Annotated in this window: 15 protein-coding genes, 1 tRNA gene and 1 pseudogene; 13 read left to right on the top strand and 4 right to left on the bottom strand. The window is 71.7% G+C overall.

Annotation, left to right across the window (positions count from 1 at the left end):
• Positions 1 to 222 precede the first annotated feature (222 nt).
• On the top strand, positions 223 to 2,025 hold the full coding sequence (gene metG / locus A6A27_RS40635) for a methionine--tRNA ligase (RefSeq protein ID WP_073840087.1): 1,803 nt from the start codon (positions 223 to 225) through the stop codon (positions 2,023 to 2,025).
• A gap of 57 nt (positions 2,026 to 2,082) precedes the next feature.
• On the opposite strand, the gene A6A27_RS40630 is transcribed toward metG, so the two are convergent.
• Together A6A27_RS40630 and A6A27_RS40625 are read right to left on the bottom strand one after the other, a co-directional pair.
• Positions 2,083 to 2,934, bottom strand: coding sequence for an alpha/beta fold hydrolase (locus A6A27_RS40630; protein ID WP_073839970.1), 852 nt, complete (start codon positions 2,932 to 2,934; stop codon positions 2,083 to 2,085).
• Between the two features lie 58 nt (positions 2,935 to 2,992).
• Complete coding sequence (locus A6A27_RS40625) at positions 2,993 to 4,231, bottom strand: hypothetical protein (protein ID WP_073839969.1); 1,239 nt, start codon at positions 4,229 to 4,231, stop codon at positions 2,993 to 2,995.
• A gap of 179 nt (positions 4,232 to 4,410) precedes the next feature.
• Between A6A27_RS40625 and A6A27_RS40620 the strand changes: the two genes are divergently transcribed.
• The 6 genes from A6A27_RS40620 (at position 4,411) to A6A27_RS40595 (ending at position 10,518) form a co-directional block, all read left to right on the top strand.
• Positions 4,411 to 5,298: a TatD family hydrolase gene (locus A6A27_RS40620; RefSeq protein WP_073840086.1), complete on the top strand. Its 888-nt coding sequence runs from the start codon at positions 4,411 to 4,413 to the stop codon at positions 5,296 to 5,298.
• A gap of 67 nt (positions 5,299 to 5,365) precedes the next feature.
• On the top strand, positions 5,366 to 6,235 hold the full coding sequence (gene rsmA, locus A6A27_RS40615) for a 16S rRNA (adenine(1518)-N(6)/adenine(1519)-N(6))-dimethyltransferase RsmA (protein ID WP_073839968.1): 870 nt from the start codon (positions 5,366 to 5,368) through the stop codon (positions 6,233 to 6,235).
• 85 nt (positions 6,236 to 6,320) lie between these two features.
• Positions 6,321 to 7,274: a 4-(cytidine 5'-diphospho)-2-C-methyl-D-erythritol kinase gene (locus A6A27_RS40610; RefSeq protein ID WP_073839967.1), complete on the top strand. Its 954-nt coding sequence runs from the start codon at positions 6,321 to 6,323 to the stop codon at positions 7,272 to 7,274.
• A 309-nt stretch (positions 7,275 to 7,583) separates the two neighbouring features.
• Positions 7,584 to 9,383, top strand: coding sequence for an ABC-F family ATP-binding cassette domain-containing protein (locus tag A6A27_RS40605; RefSeq protein WP_073839966.1), 1,800 nt, complete (start codon positions 7,584 to 7,586; stop codon positions 9,381 to 9,383).
• A 92-nt stretch (positions 9,384 to 9,475) separates the two neighbouring features.
• The gene (locus A6A27_RS40600) at positions 9,476 to 9,931 is read left to right on the top strand and encodes a DUF4383 domain-containing protein (RefSeq protein WP_073839965.1); all 456 of its coding nucleotides are present in this window, start codon (positions 9,476 to 9,478) and stop codon (positions 9,929 to 9,931) included.
• 113 nt (positions 9,932 to 10,044) lie between these two features.
• Positions 10,045 to 10,518, top strand: a complete 474-nt coding sequence (locus A6A27_RS40595) for a DUF4383 domain-containing protein (RefSeq protein ID WP_073839964.1) — start codon at positions 10,045 to 10,047, stop codon at positions 10,516 to 10,518.
• A 12-nt stretch (positions 10,519 to 10,530) separates the two neighbouring features.
• Here the strand turns inward: A6A27_RS40595 and A6A27_RS40590 are convergent, their stop codons facing one another.
• Together A6A27_RS40590 and A6A27_RS40585 are read right to left on the bottom strand one after the other, a co-directional pair.
• Positions 10,531 to 11,217 (bottom strand): TetR/AcrR family transcriptional regulator, encoded by a 687-nt coding sequence (locus tag A6A27_RS40590; protein ID WP_073839963.1) that lies wholly within the window; start codon positions 11,215 to 11,217, stop codon positions 10,531 to 10,533.
• A gap of 177 nt (positions 11,218 to 11,394) precedes the next feature.
• Positions 11,395 to 12,375, bottom strand: a complete 981-nt coding sequence (locus A6A27_RS40585) for an acyl-CoA desaturase (protein ID WP_073839962.1) — start codon at positions 12,373 to 12,375, stop codon at positions 11,395 to 11,397.
• Positions 12,376 to 12,496: 121 nt separating this feature from the next.
• Between A6A27_RS40585 and A6A27_RS40580 the strand changes: the two genes are divergently transcribed.
• The 6 genes and pseudogenes from A6A27_RS40580 to A6A27_RS46695 form a co-directional block, all read left to right on the top strand.
• Entirely contained in the window at positions 12,497 to 13,348 is an 852-nt protein-coding gene (locus A6A27_RS40580; RefSeq protein ID WP_241825701.1) for a helix-turn-helix domain-containing protein, read from the top strand.
• A gap of 53 nt (positions 13,349 to 13,401) precedes the next feature.
• Positions 13,402 to 13,854 carry a helix-turn-helix domain-containing protein gene (locus tag A6A27_RS40575; protein ID WP_241825700.1) on the top strand — a complete coding sequence of 151 codons (453 nt, stop codon included), beginning with the start codon at positions 13,402 to 13,404 and terminating at the stop codon, positions 13,852 to 13,854.
• A gap of 191 nt (positions 13,855 to 14,045) precedes the next feature.
• Positions 14,046 to 14,117 (top strand) — tRNA-Gln (locus A6A27_RS40570).
• Positions 14,118 to 14,220: 103 nt separating this feature from the next.
• On the top strand, positions 14,221 to 15,747 hold the full coding sequence (gene glmU / locus A6A27_RS40565) for a bifunctional UDP-N-acetylglucosamine diphosphorylase/glucosamine-1-phosphate N-acetyltransferase GlmU (protein WP_073839960.1): 1,527 nt from the start codon (positions 14,221 to 14,223) through the stop codon (positions 15,745 to 15,747).
• Between the two features lie 53 nt (positions 15,748 to 15,800).
• Positions 15,801 to 16,781, top strand: coding sequence for a ribose-phosphate diphosphokinase (locus A6A27_RS40560; protein WP_073839959.1), 981 nt, complete (start codon positions 15,801 to 15,803; stop codon positions 16,779 to 16,781).
• 297 nt (positions 16,782 to 17,078) lie between these two features.
• Positions 17,079 to 17,264: pseudogene (locus A6A27_RS46695) on the top strand (50S ribosomal protein L25/general stress protein Ctc); the annotation flags it as partial.

Here is a 17,264-nt window from a genome sequence, read left to right as displayed (position 1 = left end):
GGGTCGGGCGGCTCCGGCGGGACCTCGAACCGGGTCGGGTCCGCCCTGCTCCGAAACGCCTCCGCTGCTGGCCACGCCGTTCATTCCACAGCGGTACGGGAGGCCGGACGGGCAGCTCAGGCAGCATGTCGGCGACAAATCGGGCGAGCCGCCGGAGTCTATGCGTGGGACGCGTCCTATTGGTTCGCGGCTGCCCCCGGGCACTCACTAGGCTTGCTGCTCATGAGTCACGTTCTCGCCGCGGTCGCCTGGCCCTACGCCAACGGTCCGCGCCACATCGGCCACGTATCCGGATTCGGCGTTCCCTCCGACGTCTTCGCCCGGTACATGCGAATGGCCGGTCACGACGTGCTCATGGTCTCCGGCACCGACGAGCACGGCACCCCGATCCAGGTGCAGGCCGACGCCGAGGGGGTCACCCCGCGCGAGCTGGCCGACCGGTACAACCGGGTGATCGCCGAGGACCTGCGGGCGCTGGGGCTGTCGTACGACCTGTTCACCCGTACCACCACCCGCAACCACTACGCGGTGGTGCAGGAGCTGTTCCTCGGGCTGCACCGCAACGGCTACATCGTCCCGAAGGTCACCACCGGGGCGATTTCCCCGTCCACCGGCCGCACCCTGCCCGACCGCTACATCGAGGGCACCTGCCCGATCTGCGGGTACGACAGCGCCCGCGGCGACCAGTGCGACAACTGCGGCAACCAGCTCGACCCGATCGACCTGATCAACCCCCGCTCGAAGATCAACGGGGAGACGCCAGAGTTCGTCGAGACCGAGCACTTCTTCCTGGACCTGCCCGCCCTGGCCGAGGCGCTGCGCCAGTGGCTGGACACCCGGGAGGGCTGGCGCCCCAACGTGCTCCGGTTCTCCCGGAACCTGCTCGACGACCTGCAGCCCCGGGCCATCACCCGGGACCTGGAGTGGGGCGTGCCGATCCCGCTCGACGGCTGGCGCGACCGGACCGACAAGCGGATCTACGTCTGGTTCGACGCGGTCATCGGCTACCTGTCCGCCTCCATCGAGTGGGCCCGCCGCACCGGCGACCCCGAGGCCTGGCGCAAGTGGTGGTCCGCCGACGCGGAGGGCAAGGACGCCCGCGGCTACTACTTCATGGGCAAGGACAACATCGTCTTCCACTCGGTGATCTGGCCGGCGCTGCTCGGCGGCTACTCCGGCGAGGGATCGCGCGACGGCGAGCCGGGCGAACTGGGCCGGCTCAACCTGCCCACCGAGGTGGTCTCCAGCGAATACCTGACCATGGAGGGCCGGAAGTTCTCCTCCTCCCGCAAGGTGGTCATCTACGTCCGGGACTTCCTCGAGCGGTACGACGCCGACGCGTTGCGCTACTTCATCGCGGTCGCCGGCCCGGAGAGCAACGACACCGACTTCACCTGGTCGGAGTTCCTCCGCCGGAACAACGACGAACTGGTCGCCGGCTGGGGCAACCTGGTCAACCGGTCCGTCTCGATGGCGGCGAAGAACTTCGGGGCGATCCCGCCGGTCGACCCGGCCGGCCTCACCGAGGCCGACGAGGCGCTGCTCGCCACCGCCAAGGCCGGCTTCGCCGTCGTCGGTGACCTGATCGCCAAGCACCGGCAGAAGCAGGCCATCGGCGAGGCGATGAAGGTGGTCGCCGAGGCCAACAAGTACCTCTCCGAGCAGGCCCCGTGGAAGCTCAAGGGCGAGGACGACAAGCCACGGATGGGCACCATCCTGCACGTCGCCCTCCAGGTGGTCAGCGACGCCAACACGCTGCTCACCCCGTTCCTGCCGCACGCCGCCCAGAAGATCCACGAGCTGCTCGGCGGCACCGGCGTGCACGCGCCGATGCCGGTGATCGAGGAGGTACGGGACCTCGACGGTGGGCCGGCGTACCCGGTGCTGACCGGCGACTACACGGTCGGTGCGCGCTGGGAGTCCGTACCCCTGGCGGTGGGTCGGCCGCTCGCGGCGCCGAAGCCGGTGTTCCGCAAGCTCGACCCGTCCATCGTCGACGAGGAGCTGGCCCGCCTCGCCGGCTGATCCGACGGCCGACCGCGGCCCCGGGGACATCTCCCCGGGGCCGCGCCGTCCGCGCGGTCAGGCGCGCGCCATCGACGGCGCGCCGATGAACTCCATGATCGCCTTATTCACCTCGGCGGCGTTGGTCCACGGCGTGCCGTGCGGGGCGCCCCGCAGGGTGATCAACTGGCTGCCCGGCAGCATCGGCTGCAACCGCTGCCCGGTCACCGGATACGGCAGCACCGCGTCCTTGTCGCCCTGCACGATCAGCACCGGCACGTCGATCCGGCCCAGGTCGCCGCGGAAGTCCGTCAGCCAGGCGTCGACACAGTCGTGGGTGCCCTTCGCCGACGCCCGGGTGCCGATCTCCCAGTGCGCCCGGAACGCCTCCTCGCTGACCGACTTCCCCTTGTTCTCGTCGTAGTTGAAGAAGTTCTTGCAGAACTGGGTCAGGAAGGCGAAGCGGTCGTTGAGGATGGCCTGCTGGAAACCGTCGAAGAGGCTCTTGTCCACACCCTCCGGGTTGTCCGGCGTCTTCAGCAGGAACGGCGCCAGCGGGGCCAGCAGCACCGCCCGGTCCACCCGGCTCGACCCGTACGTGCCCAGGTAGCGGGTCACCTCGCCGGTGCCCATCGAGTGTCCGACCAGGATCGCGTTGCGCAGGTCGAGCTCCGTCATCAGCACGTCCAGGTCGGCCGCGAAGGTGTCGTAGTCGTACCCTGCGACCGGCTGGGCGGAACTGCCGAAACCACGCCGGTCGTAGGTGATCGTCCGGTATCCGGCGTTCAACAGCGGGATGGTCACCTTCTCCCAGGTCGCCCCGTTGAACGGGAAACCGTGGATGAGCACGACCGGCTGCCCGGAGCCGTGGTCCTCGTAGTACAGGTCGATGGGCGCGGAGTTCTCCGTGCCGACGGTGATGAAGGGCATCTCGGGTCTCCTGAGCTGGGGTGCATCGGACCCCGGCGGATTCCCGCGCCGACGGCGGTTATGCCGCGCGGTACGGCAGGTCGAGCACCTGGTCGTCGGTCACCTCGGTGCCCGGCGCCCAGGCCTCGTAGACGCCCCGCTCGTGGCACTGCGCCCCGGTGGTGACCACCGCGTCCGGATCCGGCCGGCACAGCCGCAGCCGCAGCCAGCCCGACTCCTCGCGCAGCACCAGGCAGGGCACCCCGCGCCAGGTGGCGTACCGCAGCCGCCGGGCCGCCGACTCCACCGGGTACCGGGCCGCCCGGGTCATCGCCAGGACGCGGAAGCCGCCCGGCTGGTCGGCCACCGCCTCGTACTCGTTGCCGCCGTACGCGCCGACGAGCCGGGTGGAGCGCGGCGCGTCACCGGTCGGCACGTACTCCTGGTCGGGGGAGAGCCCGGGCACCGCCGCGAGCAGGTGCCGCCACTGCCGGCCGACCAGGCGCAGCCAGCCCCGCTGCTCCGCCTGGTAGGTGTAGAGCACCACCTCCACCCCGTCCGCCGGGTAGGCGAGCAGCGTGGCGTTCGCCGGCATCGGCAGGTCGGCGAAGTCCCGGGTGACGAACTCCGGGACGAGTTGGCCGTTGCTCGGCACGAAGCCGGTACCCAGCACCGGCGGCCCCAGCCGGTCCCGCGGCGGCAGCGCGGTGAGGCCTTGGTGCGCCGGGCCGACCGGCACGTCGAAGTCGGCCGGGTCGGCGGCCCGCCAGCGCAGCGCGTAGGCCACGTCACCGCCCTCGCCGTCGCCGCGCAGCACCGCCATCCCGGCCGGCGTGCGCAGGTGCGCCACGTCGTGCTCCCGGTAGCAGAAGCCGTGCGGCAGCCAGCCCCGCACATAGCCGGCGAGCTGGCGGGCGGAGAGCACCTTCACCATCCGGGTGCCCGGCCGGATCACCGCCGAGGCGCGTACCGCGGCGAGCGTCGGGTCGCCGGCCGCGGCCGGCTGCTGGCTGAGCTGGTGCAGGTGGGCCCAGCCGTGCGTGCGGTGCACCGGCATCAGCAGCGGCGGGTCCGCGTCCTCGGTCGGCTCGGCCGCCCCGTGCACCGCGCTCACCTCGCTGACGTGCACGAACTTCCGCCACGGGTACGCCACACCCGGCCGGGGCGCCCACTCGAAGCCGGGCACCTCCTCGGCGCTGAACAGCTCGTACGCCGCGCCCCGCGCGATCTCCTCCGCCGGGTGCACCCGACCCTCGTACGTGACGTGCAGGCCGGTCCGCTCGGAGGCGGCCCCGCCAGCCTGAGGGGTCACACTCATGGCGTCACGATCGCTGCACGGATCGTCCGCTTGCTCCTGTGCCCGATGGTTCGCTCGCTCCGCTCAGTCACGCTGCGACGGTAGGTTCGCGCTGGGTAGTGAAGATGAACACGAGGTGGCGGCCGGGTGGACCCGGCCAGTGTGTGATCCTTTGGTTGATGACCGAGCCAACCGAACAGATGAGCGAGCGGACCGAGACCCGCAAGCAACGGGCCGCCCGCCGGGCCGGGGAGTTCCCGCCCGCCCCCGAGGCGCTGCCCCGTCCCGTGCTGGACAGCCACACCCACCTCGACATCACCGTCAGCGAGGCCGGCGTACCCGGGGGTGGACCCACCGACGACCCGGTCGGCGCGGTCATCGCGGTGGCCGCCGGCGTCGGCGTGGACCGGCTGGTCCAGGTCGGTGTGGACGTCGAGTCGTCCCGCTGGGGCGCCGACGTCGCCGAGCGCTACGCAGCCGTACTGTCCACCGTCGCGCTGCACCCGAACGAGGCGCCCCGCCTGGCCGACCTGGACGAGGCGCTGCGCGAGATCGAGGCCCTGGCCGCCCGCGACCGGGTACGCGGCGTCGGCGAGACCGGGATGGACTTCTTCCGTACCGGGGACGAGGGACGGGCCACCCAGGAGGAGAGCTTCCGCGCGCACATCGCCATCGCCAAGCGGTACGGCAAGGCACTCGTCATCCACGACCGGGACGCGCACGCCGACGTGCTGCGCATCCTCGACGACGAGGGCGCCCCGGACACGGTCGTGCTGCACTGCTTCTCCGGTGACGCCGACTTCGCCCGCGAGTGTGTCCGCCGGGGCTACCTGCTCAGCTTCGCCGGCACGGTCACCTTCGGCAGTGCCGGGGCGCTGCGCGAGGCCGCCACGGTGACCCCGGTCGACCAGCTGCTGGTGGAGACCGACGCCCCGTACCTGACCCCGATGCCGCACCGGGGGCGGCCGAACGCGTCGTACCTGATCCCGCTGACGGTCCGGTTCCTGGCCGCGACCACCGGGACCGACCTCGACGAGCTCTGCGCCGCGATCTCCGCGACCGGCGACCGCGTCTTCGGCCCGTGGTGACCGGAGGGGCCCGTTCTTGCCCGGGGCCCCTCCGTGCCACCCGGCCGGGCCGCATACGCTACGGGGCGTGACCGGCCTCCTCGGCCCGGCGGAGATCCGGGAGCTCGCCGCGCGCCTCGGCGTGACGCCGACCAAGAAGCTCGGCCAGAACTTCGTGCACGACCCGAACACCGTCCGCCGGATCGTCACCACCGCCGGGCTCGCCCCGGACGACGTGGCGCTGGAGGTCGGCCCCGGGCTCGGCTCGCTCACCCTCGCCCTGCTCCCGGTCGCCGCGCACGTGCACGTCGTGGAGATCGACCCGGCGCTGGCCGCCGCGCTGCCGGAGACCGCCGCCCGGTTCGCCGGCCCGGACGCCGCCCGGCTCACCGTCCACCCCGCCGACGCGCTCCGGGTCAGCGCCGCCGACCTGGCGGAACCCGCCCCCACCGCGCTGGTGGCGAACCTGCCGTACAACGTCGCCGTGCCGGTGGTGCTGCACCTGCTCGCCGAACTGCCCACCCTGCGGCACGGCCTGGTGATGGTGCAGAAGGAGGTCGCCGACCGGCTCGTCGCCGGTCCCGGCTCCAAGGTGTACGGCGTCCCGTCGGTCAAGCTCGCCTGGTACGCCCGGGCCCGGGCCGCCGGCAAGGTCCCGCCGAACGTGTTCTGGCCGGTGCCGAACGTCGACTCGGGGCTGGTCGCCTTCACCCGCCGGGAGCCACCCCGCGCCGACGTCCGCCGGGAGGCGGTCTTCGCGGTGGTCGACGCGGCGTTCGCGCAGCGCCGCAAGACCCTGCGCGCCGCCCTGGCCGGCTGGGCCGGCGGCGCCGACCGGGCGGCCGCGGTGCTCACCGCCGCCGGCGTCGACCCAGGCGCCCGTGGCGAGTCGCTGACCGTGGAGCAGTTCACCGCCATCGCCGCGTCGGCCCCGGCCGTCCCCGCCGTCGCCCAGTAGGCTGGGCGCCGTTGCCCGACCCCGCCGAGGAGTTGATCGTGGAGAAGCCGTTCGACATCCGCCTGCGCCCACGGGACATCGCCCCGTGACCGAGGCCTGGCGACCGGACGACGAGGACGGGCAGCGGCGCGGGGCCAGCGGGCCGGTGAAGGTCCGGGTGCCCGCCAAGATCAACCTGCATCTCGGGGTGGGCCCGCTGCGCCGGGACGGCTTCCACGAGCTGAACACCGTCTACCACGCGATCTCGATCCACGACGAGTTGACCGCCCGCCGGGGCGACACACTCACCCTCACCATGGAGGGCGAGGGCGCCGGCGAGCTGGCCCTGGACGACACCAATCTGGTGATCCGGGCCGCCCACGCCCTCGCCGGGTACGCGGGCGTCCCACCGCACGCCCGGCTGCACCTGCGCAAACAGATCCCGCTCGCCGGCGGGCTGGCCGGCGGCAGCGCCGACGCGGCCGCCACCCTGGTCGCCTGCGACGCGCTCTGGGGCACCGGGCTGTCCCGCGACGAGCTGGCCGGCATCGCCGCCGACCTCGGCTCGGACGTGCCGTTCCTGATCCACGGCGGCACCGCGCTGGGCACCGGCCGGGGCGAAGCGGTCAGCCCGGTGCTGGCCCGCCCCACCTCGTGGCACTGGGTGGTGGCGATCGCCGAGGGCGGCCTCTCCACCCCCGCCGCCTACCGGGAACTGGACCGGCTGCGCGACGCCGGCAGCGCCGGGGAGCCGCTGGGCAGCACCGACACGCTGCTCGCCGCGCTGCGCCAGCGCGACCCCCGGGTGCTCGCCGCCGCGCTCGGCAACGACCTTCAGGCCGCCGCGCTCACCATGCGCCCCACGCTCGCCGAGACCCTCAAGGCCGGCGAGGCGGCCGGCGCGCTCGCCGGAATCGTCTCCGGCTCCGGGCCGACCTGCGTCTTCCTCACCGCGAACGAGACCGACGCCGGGCGGGTCGCCGCCGAGCTGGCGGCCGCCGGGGTCTGCCGGGAAGCCCGGGTCGCCCACGGCCCGGTGGCCGGCGCCCGCATCGTCTGAGTCTGCCGGGCGTTCTGACCCGACCTGGCCCGACCCGACCTGGCCCGACCCGACCTGGCCAGGTCCGGCCCGTTCGGTCGGGCAAGTCGGCTTGGCGTCGCCGATGTGGCGGTGTCCCGGCGGCCCGGACGCCGCCGGGCCGGCGACCTCGCGCGCGGACCAACCGGCGGCCGGAACAAACCGGGCGGCAGCGGTCGTTGACCCGCGTCGGGGCCTGACGTCCATCGGGCGGACCCGCGTACCCTGAGGGGCCAGGCGTCCCAAGGTGCCCGCCCGCACCGGGACGCCTTGATCATGAAAGGTGGGGAAGTGGCCAACATCGTCAACCTGGACCGGGTGTCCAAAGGGTACGGCGCTGCCGGGCCGCTGCTCACCGACGTCTCGCTCGGTCTCGACGACGCCGACCGGGTCGGCGTGGTCGGCCTCAACGGGGCCGGCAAGTCCACGCTGCTGCGGCTGCTCACCCGCACTGAGGACCCCGACGACGGCCGGGTCACCCACCGCCGCGATCTGCGTGTGTCCTGGCTGCCGCAGAGCCTGAACCTGGCCCCCGAGGCCACCGTCCGGGACGTCGTGCTCGGCACCGCCTGGCTCGGCGAGAGCATGGGCGCCGAGCACGAGTGGGCCGGCGACGCCGGCGTGCGGGCCATCCTCGACGGCCTCGGTATGCCACACCTCGGCCTCGACGCGCCCGTCGGCCCGATGTCCGGCGGCGAGCGCCGCCGCGTCGCGCTCGCCGCGCTGCTGGTCCGCGACGCCGATCTGCTCATCCTCGACGAGCCCACCAACCACCTCGACGTCGGCGGCGTCGACTGGCTGGCCCGGCACCTGGTCACCCGCAAGGGCGCCCTCGTCGTGGTCACCCACGACCGGTGGTTCCTCGACGCCGTCTGCACCACCACCTGGGAGGTCGCCGACCAGACCGTCCGGGCGTACGAGGGTGGCTTCGCCGCCTGGATCCTCGCCCGGGCCGAGCGGCAGCGGGTCGCCGCCGCCACCGAGGCCCGCCGGCAGAACCTGCTCCGCAAGGAGATCGCCTGGCTGCGCCGCGGCGCGCCCGCCCGGACCTCGAAGCCGAAGTTCCGGATCGACGCGGCCAACGCGCTCATCGCCGACGTCCCGCCGCCGCGCGACACCATGTCGCTGCAACGGCTCGCCACCGCCCGGCTCGGCAAGCAGGTGTACGACCTGGACCAGGTCACCCTGCACGCCGGCCCGAAGGAGATCCTGCACGACGTCACCTGGCAGGTCGGCCCCGGCGACCGGATCGCCATCCTCGGCCGCAACGGCGCCGGCAAGACCACCCTGCTGCGGATGCTGGCCGGCGTCACCCGGCCCGACGGCGGGCGCCTCACCACCGGGCAGACCGTGCGGCCCGCCTTCCTCTCCCAGGAACTCGCCGAACTCCCCGGCCACCTGCGCGTCCTCGAGGCCGTCGAGGAGGTGGCCCGGCGCGTCCAGTTCGGCGACCGGGAGATCAGCGCCGCCCAGCTCGCCGAGATCTTCGGCTTCGACGACCGCCGGCTCTGGACCCCGGTCAGCGACCTCTCCGGCGGCGAGCGCCGCCGCCTGCAGATGCTCCGCCTGCTCGCCGGGGAACCCAACGTGCTCCTCTTCGACGAGCCCACCAACGACCTGGACACCGACACCCTCGCCGCGCTGGAGGACCTGCTCGACTCCTGGCCCGGCACGATCGTGGTGGCCAGCCACGACCGGTACCTGATCGAGCGGGTCGCCGACGTCGCGTACGGGATGTTCGGCGACGGGCGGCTCGTGCACCTGCCCGGCGGGGTCGACGAGTATCTGGCCCGGGCCGCCGCGGGCAACGGCCCGGCCCCCGCCGACCTCACCCCGGCCGGGGCAGCCCCGGCCCGCGAGGGCATGTCGGCCGCGGAGGTGCGCGCCGCGAAGAAGGAACTCGGCAAGCTGGAACGGCAGATCGCCAAGCTGGAGCAGAAGGAGGCTGACCTGCTCGAACAGATCGCCGCGCACGCCACCGACTACGCCCGGGTCGCCGAGCTGGACGCCCAGCTGAAGGAGCTGCGGACCGAGCGGGAACGCACCGAGGAGGCCTGGCTGACCCTCGCCGAGGAACTGCCGGCCGGCTGACCTCGACACGGGTGGGGGGTGTGCGGCGTCACAGTTCGCCGTGCGGGACAATCACCCCGACCCCTCATCCGAACGGTCTTGGAGACGCAGAGATGGCCCACACCCCCGTCAACCACCCCGCGCGGCCGATCTACCGGGCGATCGGCGGGCTCGTTGGTCTGTACTTCGTCGTCTTCGGCGTGCTCGGCGTCATCGTCAGCCTCGGCAACGACTTCCTCGCCCAGGACGACACCACGGTCCTCGGCCAGGGCACCAACCTCGGCTTCTCGCTCGTTTCGATCATCGTCGGCGCCCTGATCCTGCTCGGCACCGTGATCGGCCGGAACCTTGACGTGGTGATCAACCAGTGGCTGTCGTACGCCCTGATGGCCCTCGGCCTGGCCGCACTGGCGTTCCTGCGCACCGACGCGAACATCCTCAACTTCAGCGTCGCCACGGTCATCGTGGTGCTGGCCCTCGCCCTGGTGCTGCTGATGGCCGGCATGTACGGCAAGGTCGGCACCGACGAGGAGCGGGAGGCCTTCGAGAAGGCTCGGCTCGTGCTCTGAGCCCACCTGTGGAAAGGCCCGGCCTCGGCCGGGCCTTTTGCGTTTCCGGGGACGGGGTCGAACGGTGCGGGTGACAATTGCCGGAAATCGGTCACCTTGGCTGGAGGATCCCCATGCCGCACCTACCGGTGAACCATCCCGCCCGGCCGCTCTACCGGGTCCTCTCCGGGATCATCGGGCTGTACATCCTGGTCTTCGGCGTGTACGGCGTCTTCCTGACCGCGGGTGAGTCGCTCTTCGCCCGCGGCAGCCACTGGGCGCTCGGACTCCGGACCAACCTCGCGTTCTCGATCGTGTCGGTGCTGTTCGGCGCCTTCCTCCTGATCGGAGCGTCCCGCCGCACCAACCTTGGCCACTACATGAATCTGACCGCCGGGGTGGTCTTCCTGGTCACCAGCATCGCGATGATGTCCGTGCTGCAGACCACGGCGAACATCCTCAACTTCTCGATGTCGACCGTCGTCGTGTCGATGCTGTTCGGGCTGATCCTGCTCGCCACCGGCCTCTACGACAAGATCGGCCCGCCGGAGCACGCCGAGGCGGAGATGCGCCGCCGCCGCCACGCGGTCGCAGAGGGCAACCACTGACCCGCAGCCGGCTCAACCCGGCTTGCGGGACGTGATCAGACCGGGCTTCGCCTCCAGATGCGACAGGCCGTTCCAGGCCAGGTTCACCAGATGCGCCGCCACCGTCTCCTTGCGCGGCTTGCGCACCTCCAACCACCAGCGGCCGGTCAACGCCACCATCCCCACCAGCGCCTGCGAGTACAACTCGGCCAGCTTCGGGTCGTACCCCCGGCTGGAGAACTCCGCCCCCAGGATGTGCTCCACCTGATGCGCGACGTCGTTCATCACGCTGCTGAAGTTGCCCGTCGCCGACATCAGCGGCGACTCCCGGACCAGCACCCGGAAGCCGCTGGTCTCCTCCTCGATGTACGTCAGCAGCGTCAACGCCGCCTGCTCCAGCAACTCCCGCGGATGCCCCGCGGTCAACGCCGTGGTGATCCGGTCCAGCAGCGAGCGGACCTCCCGGTCCACCACCACCGCGTACAGCCCCTCCTTGCCGCCGAAATGCTCGTAGACCACCGGCTTGGAGACCTTGGCCCGGGCGGCCACCTCCTCGATCGAGGTGGCGTCGAAACCGCGCTCCGCGAAAATCTGCCGCGCGATCGAGATCAACTGCTCGCGGCGCTGCGTCGCGGACATCCGTACCCGGGACGACGACTTCGCCGCCGGCACCGCCCGCCGCCGGGCGGCGCCGGCGTCCTTGCCGGGAACCTCGGTCATCTCGTCACCTCGCCGGCGCTCGGTGCCGCCCTGGCGGGGAAGTTGCGCGCTCATGTCGTCCCCCCGCGGACCCGCGGCCCGGCGTCGCGGCCGCTGCGGATCCGGCCAGCCGGTCGGCGGCGCTGAAGGTCGGTCATCCGGCCATCCTGCCAGGCCGCCACGCGCCCGACCGACCGGTTATCGTTCGCGCCCCGCCGACCGGGCCCGGATCCGCTCCGGCTCCACCAGCTTCGCCGTGATCCGCTCCGGCTTCGGCCACCGCACCGCCCAGACGACCCCGGCCTTCTCCAGCAGCCAGATCGCCCGCGCCGACGGGTCGAGTTGACCCCGCAGCACCCCGTGCCGCGCGCTGGTCGGATCGGCGTGGTGCAGGTTGTGCCAGCTCTCCCCGAACGACAGCAGCGCCAGCGGCCAGAAGTTCGCCGCCCGGTCACCCTGCCGCATCGCGAACGGGCGCTCCCCGTAGACGTGGCAGACCGAGTTGATCGCCCAGGTGACGTGATGCAGCAGCGCGATCCGGACCAGCCCGCCCCAGAAGAGCGCGGTCAACGCGCCCTGCCACGACCAGGTGAGCAGCCCGCCCATCGCCGCCGGCCCGAGCAGCGAGACCGCCACCAGCACCGGGAACAGCCGGTCGACGCGGCGGGTGGCCGGATCGGCGAGCAGGTCCGGGGCGAACCGCTCTCGGTTGGACAACTCCCGGTTGAACAGCCAGCCCACGTGCGCGTGGAACAGCCCCCGGGCCAGCCCTCCGACGCTCTCCCCGAACCGCCACGGCGAGTGCGGATCGCCCTCCAGATCCGAGAAGGCGTGGTGCCGGCGGTGGTCGGCCACCCACTGGATGACCTCGCCCTGCACGGCGAACGAACCCGCCACCGCGAGTGCCGTCCGCACCCACGGCTTCGCCTTGAACGAGCCGTGGGTGAAGTAGCGGTGGTAGCCGACGGTGACGCCGAGTCCGGACAGCATGTACCAGAAGCCGGCCACGAGCACGTCGCTCCAGCCCAGCCAGCCGCCCCAGGCCATCGGCACGGCGGCGAGCAGAGCGAGGAACGGTATGACCACGAAGGCCCAGAGGGCGATCAGGATGCCCCGGGACTGGTGGCCCTGGGTCAGCGGCTTGGGCCCGGTCTCCGGGCCGGTCAGGGCGGTCGACATGGCACCTCCCAGCGGAACGGGCTACGCCTACGTCACCGTAACCAGCGGCGGCCTAGATCGCAGTGGACAGTTCCGTCTGTGAATGGACTTCCTTGTCGTACGCGCGTTCTAGCCTGCGACCGTGACCGATCCGCTCGCCGACGAGGCGCGCCGCCTGCGCGTCGAGGAGCAGCTCTCCGTCCGTGCGATATGCGCCCGCCTGGGTATCGGCCGCGACCGGGCGTCCGCGTTGCTGCGTGGCGTTCCGCCGCCTGAGTGGACCCGGCGCCCGAACGCCAAGGACGCGCTGCGGGCCGAGGCGGTTCGGCTGCGCGCCGGCGGGCGATCGGTCAACGAGATCGCGCAGCAGCTCGGCGTGGCGAAATCGACCGCGTACCAGTGGGTGAAGCACCTGCCGTTGGATCCGGACGACGCGGCGGCGCAGCGGCGGCGGGCCCGGTCGAAGCTGATGACCGACGCCCGGTGGTCGGCGCACCGCGAGGCGCGCGACGCCGCGCAGGCGGCCGAGCAGTCGCGCGGGGCGGCGGCGGTCGGCACACTTGATGAACGGGACCTTTGCTCCTTGGGGCGGCGATCTACTGGTGTGAGGACACCAAGTCGAAGCCCTTGGCGGCGGGACGACCACCTCCAGTTCATCAACAGCGATCCCGGCATCATCGCGCCCTTCCTGCGTCTTTTGGCAGCGTGCGGGATCGATCGGGGAGTGCCGACCTACCGGGTGAGCATCCATGAATCGGCCGACGCTGCGGCGGCGGTCCGATGGTGGATGGAGAGACTCGGGCTTCCCGCCGACCGCATCAAGCGTTCGACCATCAAACGGCACCGGATCGTCACGTTACGGTGGAACACGGGTGACGACTACCACGGCTGTCTGGTGATCAATGTGCCGGGCAGCCGCGAGCTGTACTGGCGGATCGAAGGACTGGTTGCCGAACTCTTCGCCGCCACGCGCAACGAGTCGACGAGCGATTGAGGATCCTCTGCCACGTGCGAGTTTCGTCGTACGGCTGTTCTAGCCTGCCGAACATGACTGACTCCCTGGCCGCAGAGGTCCGTCGTCTCCGTGCCGTGGAGCAGCTGTCGATCCGTCAGATCTGCTCACGTCTGGGCCTCGGTCGGGTCCGAGTGCAAGCGATGTTGCGGGATGTTCCGCCACCTGCATCTCTCCGACGTCGAAATGCCAAGGACGACCTACATGCGACGGCGCTGCGGCTGCGGGCCGACGGCCACACGGTCAACGAGATCGCGGAGCGGCTGACGGTCGCCAAGTCGACCGCCTACGAGTGGGTCAGACATCTTCCGCTCGACTCATCGTCCGAGGTTGCCGCCGAGCGGCAACAGGCCGCTGACGCGCGCCGAGTGCTCAGCCGTGCAGGTCAGCGAGAGCGACGCGAGGACGCGGAACGCGAAGCGCGCGGCCTGGCGGCCAAGTGGGCCGGGGCGCCGGACCTGCGGGAAACATCCAGCGTCCGACGTTGAAGCGGCACAATCCTACGACGTCGCGGACCAACGTCGGTGAGGACTACCGAGGTTGTCTGGTGGTGCGTGTGCCGAGGTCCCGAGAGCTGTATCTCTGGATCGCCGGCGTGGTGGAGGGCCTCGTGGCCGGTCCGCAGCCCGGTGTGGGCAACCTGGGACCGGACACCAGGCGCTAAGCTGTGAACGATCCTTCGGCCGTGGTGTAATTGGCAACACCCGGGTCTTTGGTACCCGTGTTTCAGGTTCGAACCCTGGCGGCCGAGCCGTTTCTGGTGCGGATGCCCCTTGTCGGGGTATTCGACAGCCTCCGACGCGGTCTGGTTAGCATGGCCGCGAGACTGTCGCCGTCCCGACGGGAGCCACGTCGTGTCCCAGCCCCGCCTCCGCACCGTTGTCGTGCTCGCCGCCGGTGAGGGCAAGCGGATGAAGTCGGCCCTGCCCAAGGTGCTGCACCCGCTGCTCGGTCGTACCCTCCTCGGACACGTGCTGGCGGCGGCCGAGCCGCTGCACGCGGATCGCACGGTGGTGGTGGTCGGGCACGGTGCCGAGCAGGTCCGAGCGCACCTGGCCGAGATCGCCCCGGAAACCACCCCGGTGCTCCAGGAGCGGCAGCTCGGCACCGGCCACGCGGTACGCATCGCGCTGGACGCCGTCGCCGAGGCCACCGGCACGGTCGTGGTCATCAACGGCGACGTGCCGCTGCTGCGGCCGGAGACCGTGGCGGCCCTGGTCGAGGCGCACGAGAGCGCTGGCGCGGCGGCGACCGTGCTCGCCGCCGAGGTGCCCGACCCGACCGGCCTGGGCCGGATCGTGCGGGACGTCGAGGGGCGGCTGGAGCAGATCGTCGAGGAGCGTGACGCCACCGCGGAGCAGCGCGGGCTGCGGGAGATCAACGCCGGCATCTACGCGTTCGACGTGGCGCGGCTGCGGGAGGCGCTGGGCAAGCTCTCCACCGACAACGACCAGGGCGAGGAGTACCTGACCGACGTCTTCGGGCTGCTGCGCGACGCCGGGGAGCCGGTGGCGGTGCACTGCGCCCCCGACCATGTGGAGACGCTGGGCTGCAACGACCGGGTCGAGCTGGCCGGGCTGCGCCGGCTGCTGCGGGACCGGGTGAACGAGGGCTGGATGCGCACCGGGGTGAGCATCCTCGACCCGCACACCACCTGGATCGACGTGACGGTGACCGTCGAGCGGGACGCGGTGATCGACCAGAACACCCAGCTCCAGGGTGCGACGGTGGTCGGGACGGGTGCGCTGGTCGGCCCGGACACGACGCTGGTCGACACCACGGTCGGCGCGGGCGCGAGCGTGGTGCGCAGCCACGCGGTGGGTGCCGAGGTCGGCCCGCAGGCCAGCGTCGGGCCGTACGCGTACCTGCGGCCGCAGTCGCGGCTGGCCCGCAAGGCGAAGGTCGGCACGTTCGTGGAGACCAAGAAGGCCACGATCGGCGAGGGTTCCAAGGTGCCGCACCTGACGTACGTGGGGGACGCGACGATCGGCGAGCACTGCAACATCGGCGCGGCGTCGGTCTTCGTGAACTACGACGGGGTACGCAAGCACCACACGACGATCGGCAGTCACGCGCGTACCGGGGCGGACAACATGTTCGTCGCGCCGGTACGGGTGGGTGACGGTGCGTACACGGCGGCGGGCTCGGTGATCATTGCGGACGTGCCGCCGGGCGCGATGGCGGTGGCCCGGGGCCAGCAGCGCAACGTGGAGGGCTGGGTGCTGCGCAAGCGCGCTGGTACGGCGGCCGCGGAGGCGGCGCAGCGGGCCCGTGAGCATGCGTCGGGTGCGGCCTCGCCCGCAAGGGAAGGTGAGCCAATCCACGAGGGGCCGGAGACCGTGGGAGGACCGGTTAACGCGGGGGATACTGCAACCGAATAGTCCCCGGCTCCACCGCCGCCGGGAACCACCGACACACGGGAGCAGACGGGCCCATGGGCAGCATCGTCGCCGAAAACCGCAAGAGCCTGATGCTCTTCTCCGGACGTGGCTTTCCGGAGCTGGCCAAGGAGATCGGTGAGGTGCTCGGCGTCGCGCCGACGCCCACCGACTCGTACGAGTTCGCCAACGGTGAGCTCTTCGTACGGTACAAGGACTCGGTGCGTGGTTCGGACGCCTTCGTGGTGCAGTCCGTGACGCACGGGGTCAACACCTGGGTCATGGAGACCCTGATCATGGTGGACGCGCTGAAGCGCGGTTCGGCGAAGCGGATCACGGTGGTGCTGCCGTACTACCCGTACTCGCGTCAGGACAAGAAGCACCGGGGCCGGGAGCCGATCTCGGCGCGGCTGGTGGCCGACCTGCTGAAGACCGCGGGTGCGAACCGGATCCTGACGGTCGACCTGCACACCGCGCAGATTCAGGGCTTCTTCGACGGTCCGGTGGACCACCTGTTCGCGATGGACGTGCTGGCCGAGTACGTGGAGCACAAGTACGCGGGCCGCCCGATGACGGTGGTGGCGCCGGACTCGGGCCGGGTGCGGGTGGCCGAGCGGTGGACGGACCGGCTGGGTGGCTGCCCGCTGGCGTTCATCCACAAGACGCGGGATCCGCTGAAGCCGAACCAGGTCGTGGCGAACCGGGTGGTCGGTGAGGTCGAGGGTCGGGTCTGCCTGATCGTCGACGACATGATCGACACGGGTGGCACGATCACCAAGGCCGCCGACATCCTGAAGGAGTCCGGCGCGGCGGAGATCGTGGTCGCCTCGACCCACGCGTTGCTGTCGGACCCGGCGACGGAGCGGCTGAAGAACAGCCCGATCAGCGAGGTCGTGGTGACCAACACGCTGCCGCTGCCGCCGGAGAAGCAGCTCGACAAGATCACCGTACTGTCGATCGCGCCGCTGCTGGCCCGGGCGATCCGGGAGGTCTTCGACGACGGGTCGGTGACCACCCTGTTCGGTGGCCTGAGCTGACCCACCGCCGCCGCCCGGCGGCCGTCGCGGACGGTCGCCGGCGGTGTGCCGGTTGTCCTGCGGGCCCGTTTGAACGGTGATATGGGGACTGCCGGATTGCTGGGAAACGGCTCGGGTAGACTGGTGCGGTTGCCACGGCGAGGGTGCCCGGCGGGCCGCTGAAAAGCACCGCACGGAGGCGCCGTCATCGACGCGGTGCTCCGGGCAGTCGACTAGACGCATGAGCCCCAGCGAGCCCCTCGCCCCAGCACCGCAAGACGACAAGCCGCCGCAGCGAAAAGCATCAGGAGTTTCCCCGTGTCCGAGGTAAAGATCAGCGCCGAGCCCCGCACCGAGTTCGGCAAGGGTGGTGCCCGTCGTACCCGCCGGGCCGGCAAGGTGCCCGCCGTGCTGTACGGCCACGGCGAGAAGCCGAAGCACATCGCGCTTCCGGCGCGTGAGTTCGCCGCCGCGATCCGCAAGGGCGGTGCGAATCAGCTCTTC

The organism is Micromonospora sp. CB01531 (genome assembly GCF_001905095.1).
In the GTDB taxonomy this organism is placed as follows: Bacteria; Actinomycetota; Actinomycetes; order Mycobacteriales; family Micromonosporaceae; genus Micromonospora.
The sequence above is the reverse complement of the archived record's forward strand: the minus strand, read 5'-3'. Positions and strand labels throughout refer to the sequence as shown.

Bases quoted from the DNA above. Each gene is read 5' to 3' on its own strand.
- A6A27_RS40560 (WP_073839959.1), top strand. From the start codon at position 15,801: ATGGGCAGCATCGTCGCCGAAAACCGCAAGAGCCTGATGCTCTTCTCC.
- metG (WP_073840087.1), top strand. From the start codon at position 223: ATGAGTCACGTTCTCGCCGCGGTCGCCTGGCCCTACGCCAACGGTCCG.
- A6A27_RS40620 (WP_073840086.1), top strand. From the start codon at position 4,411: ATGAGCGAGCGGACCGAGACCCGCAAGCAACGGGCCGCCCGCCGGGCC.
- A6A27_RS40590 (WP_073839963.1), bottom strand. From the start codon at position 11,217: ATGACCGAGGTTCCCGGCAAGGACGCCGGCGCCGCCCGGCGGCGGGCG.
- A6A27_RS40585 (WP_073839962.1), bottom strand. From the start codon at position 12,375: ATGTCGACCGCCCTGACCGGCCCGGAGACCGGGCCCAAGCCGCTGACC.
- A6A27_RS40575 (WP_241825700.1), top strand. From the start codon at position 13,402: ATGACTGACTCCCTGGCCGCAGAGGTCCGTCGTCTCCGTGCCGTGGAG.
- A6A27_RS40595 (WP_073839964.1), top strand. From the start codon at position 10,045: ATGCCGCACCTACCGGTGAACCATCCCGCCCGGCCGCTCTACCGGGTC.
- A6A27_RS40625 (WP_073839969.1), bottom strand. From the start codon at position 4,231: ATGAGTGTGACCCCTCAGGCTGGCGGGGCCGCCTCCGAGCGGACCGGC.
- A6A27_RS40630 (WP_073839970.1), bottom strand. From the start codon at position 2,934: ATGCCCTTCATCACCGTCGGCACGGAGAACTCCGCGCCCATCGACCTG.
- A6A27_RS40600 (WP_073839965.1), top strand. From the start codon at position 9,476: ATGGCCCACACCCCCGTCAACCACCCCGCGCGGCCGATCTACCGGGCG.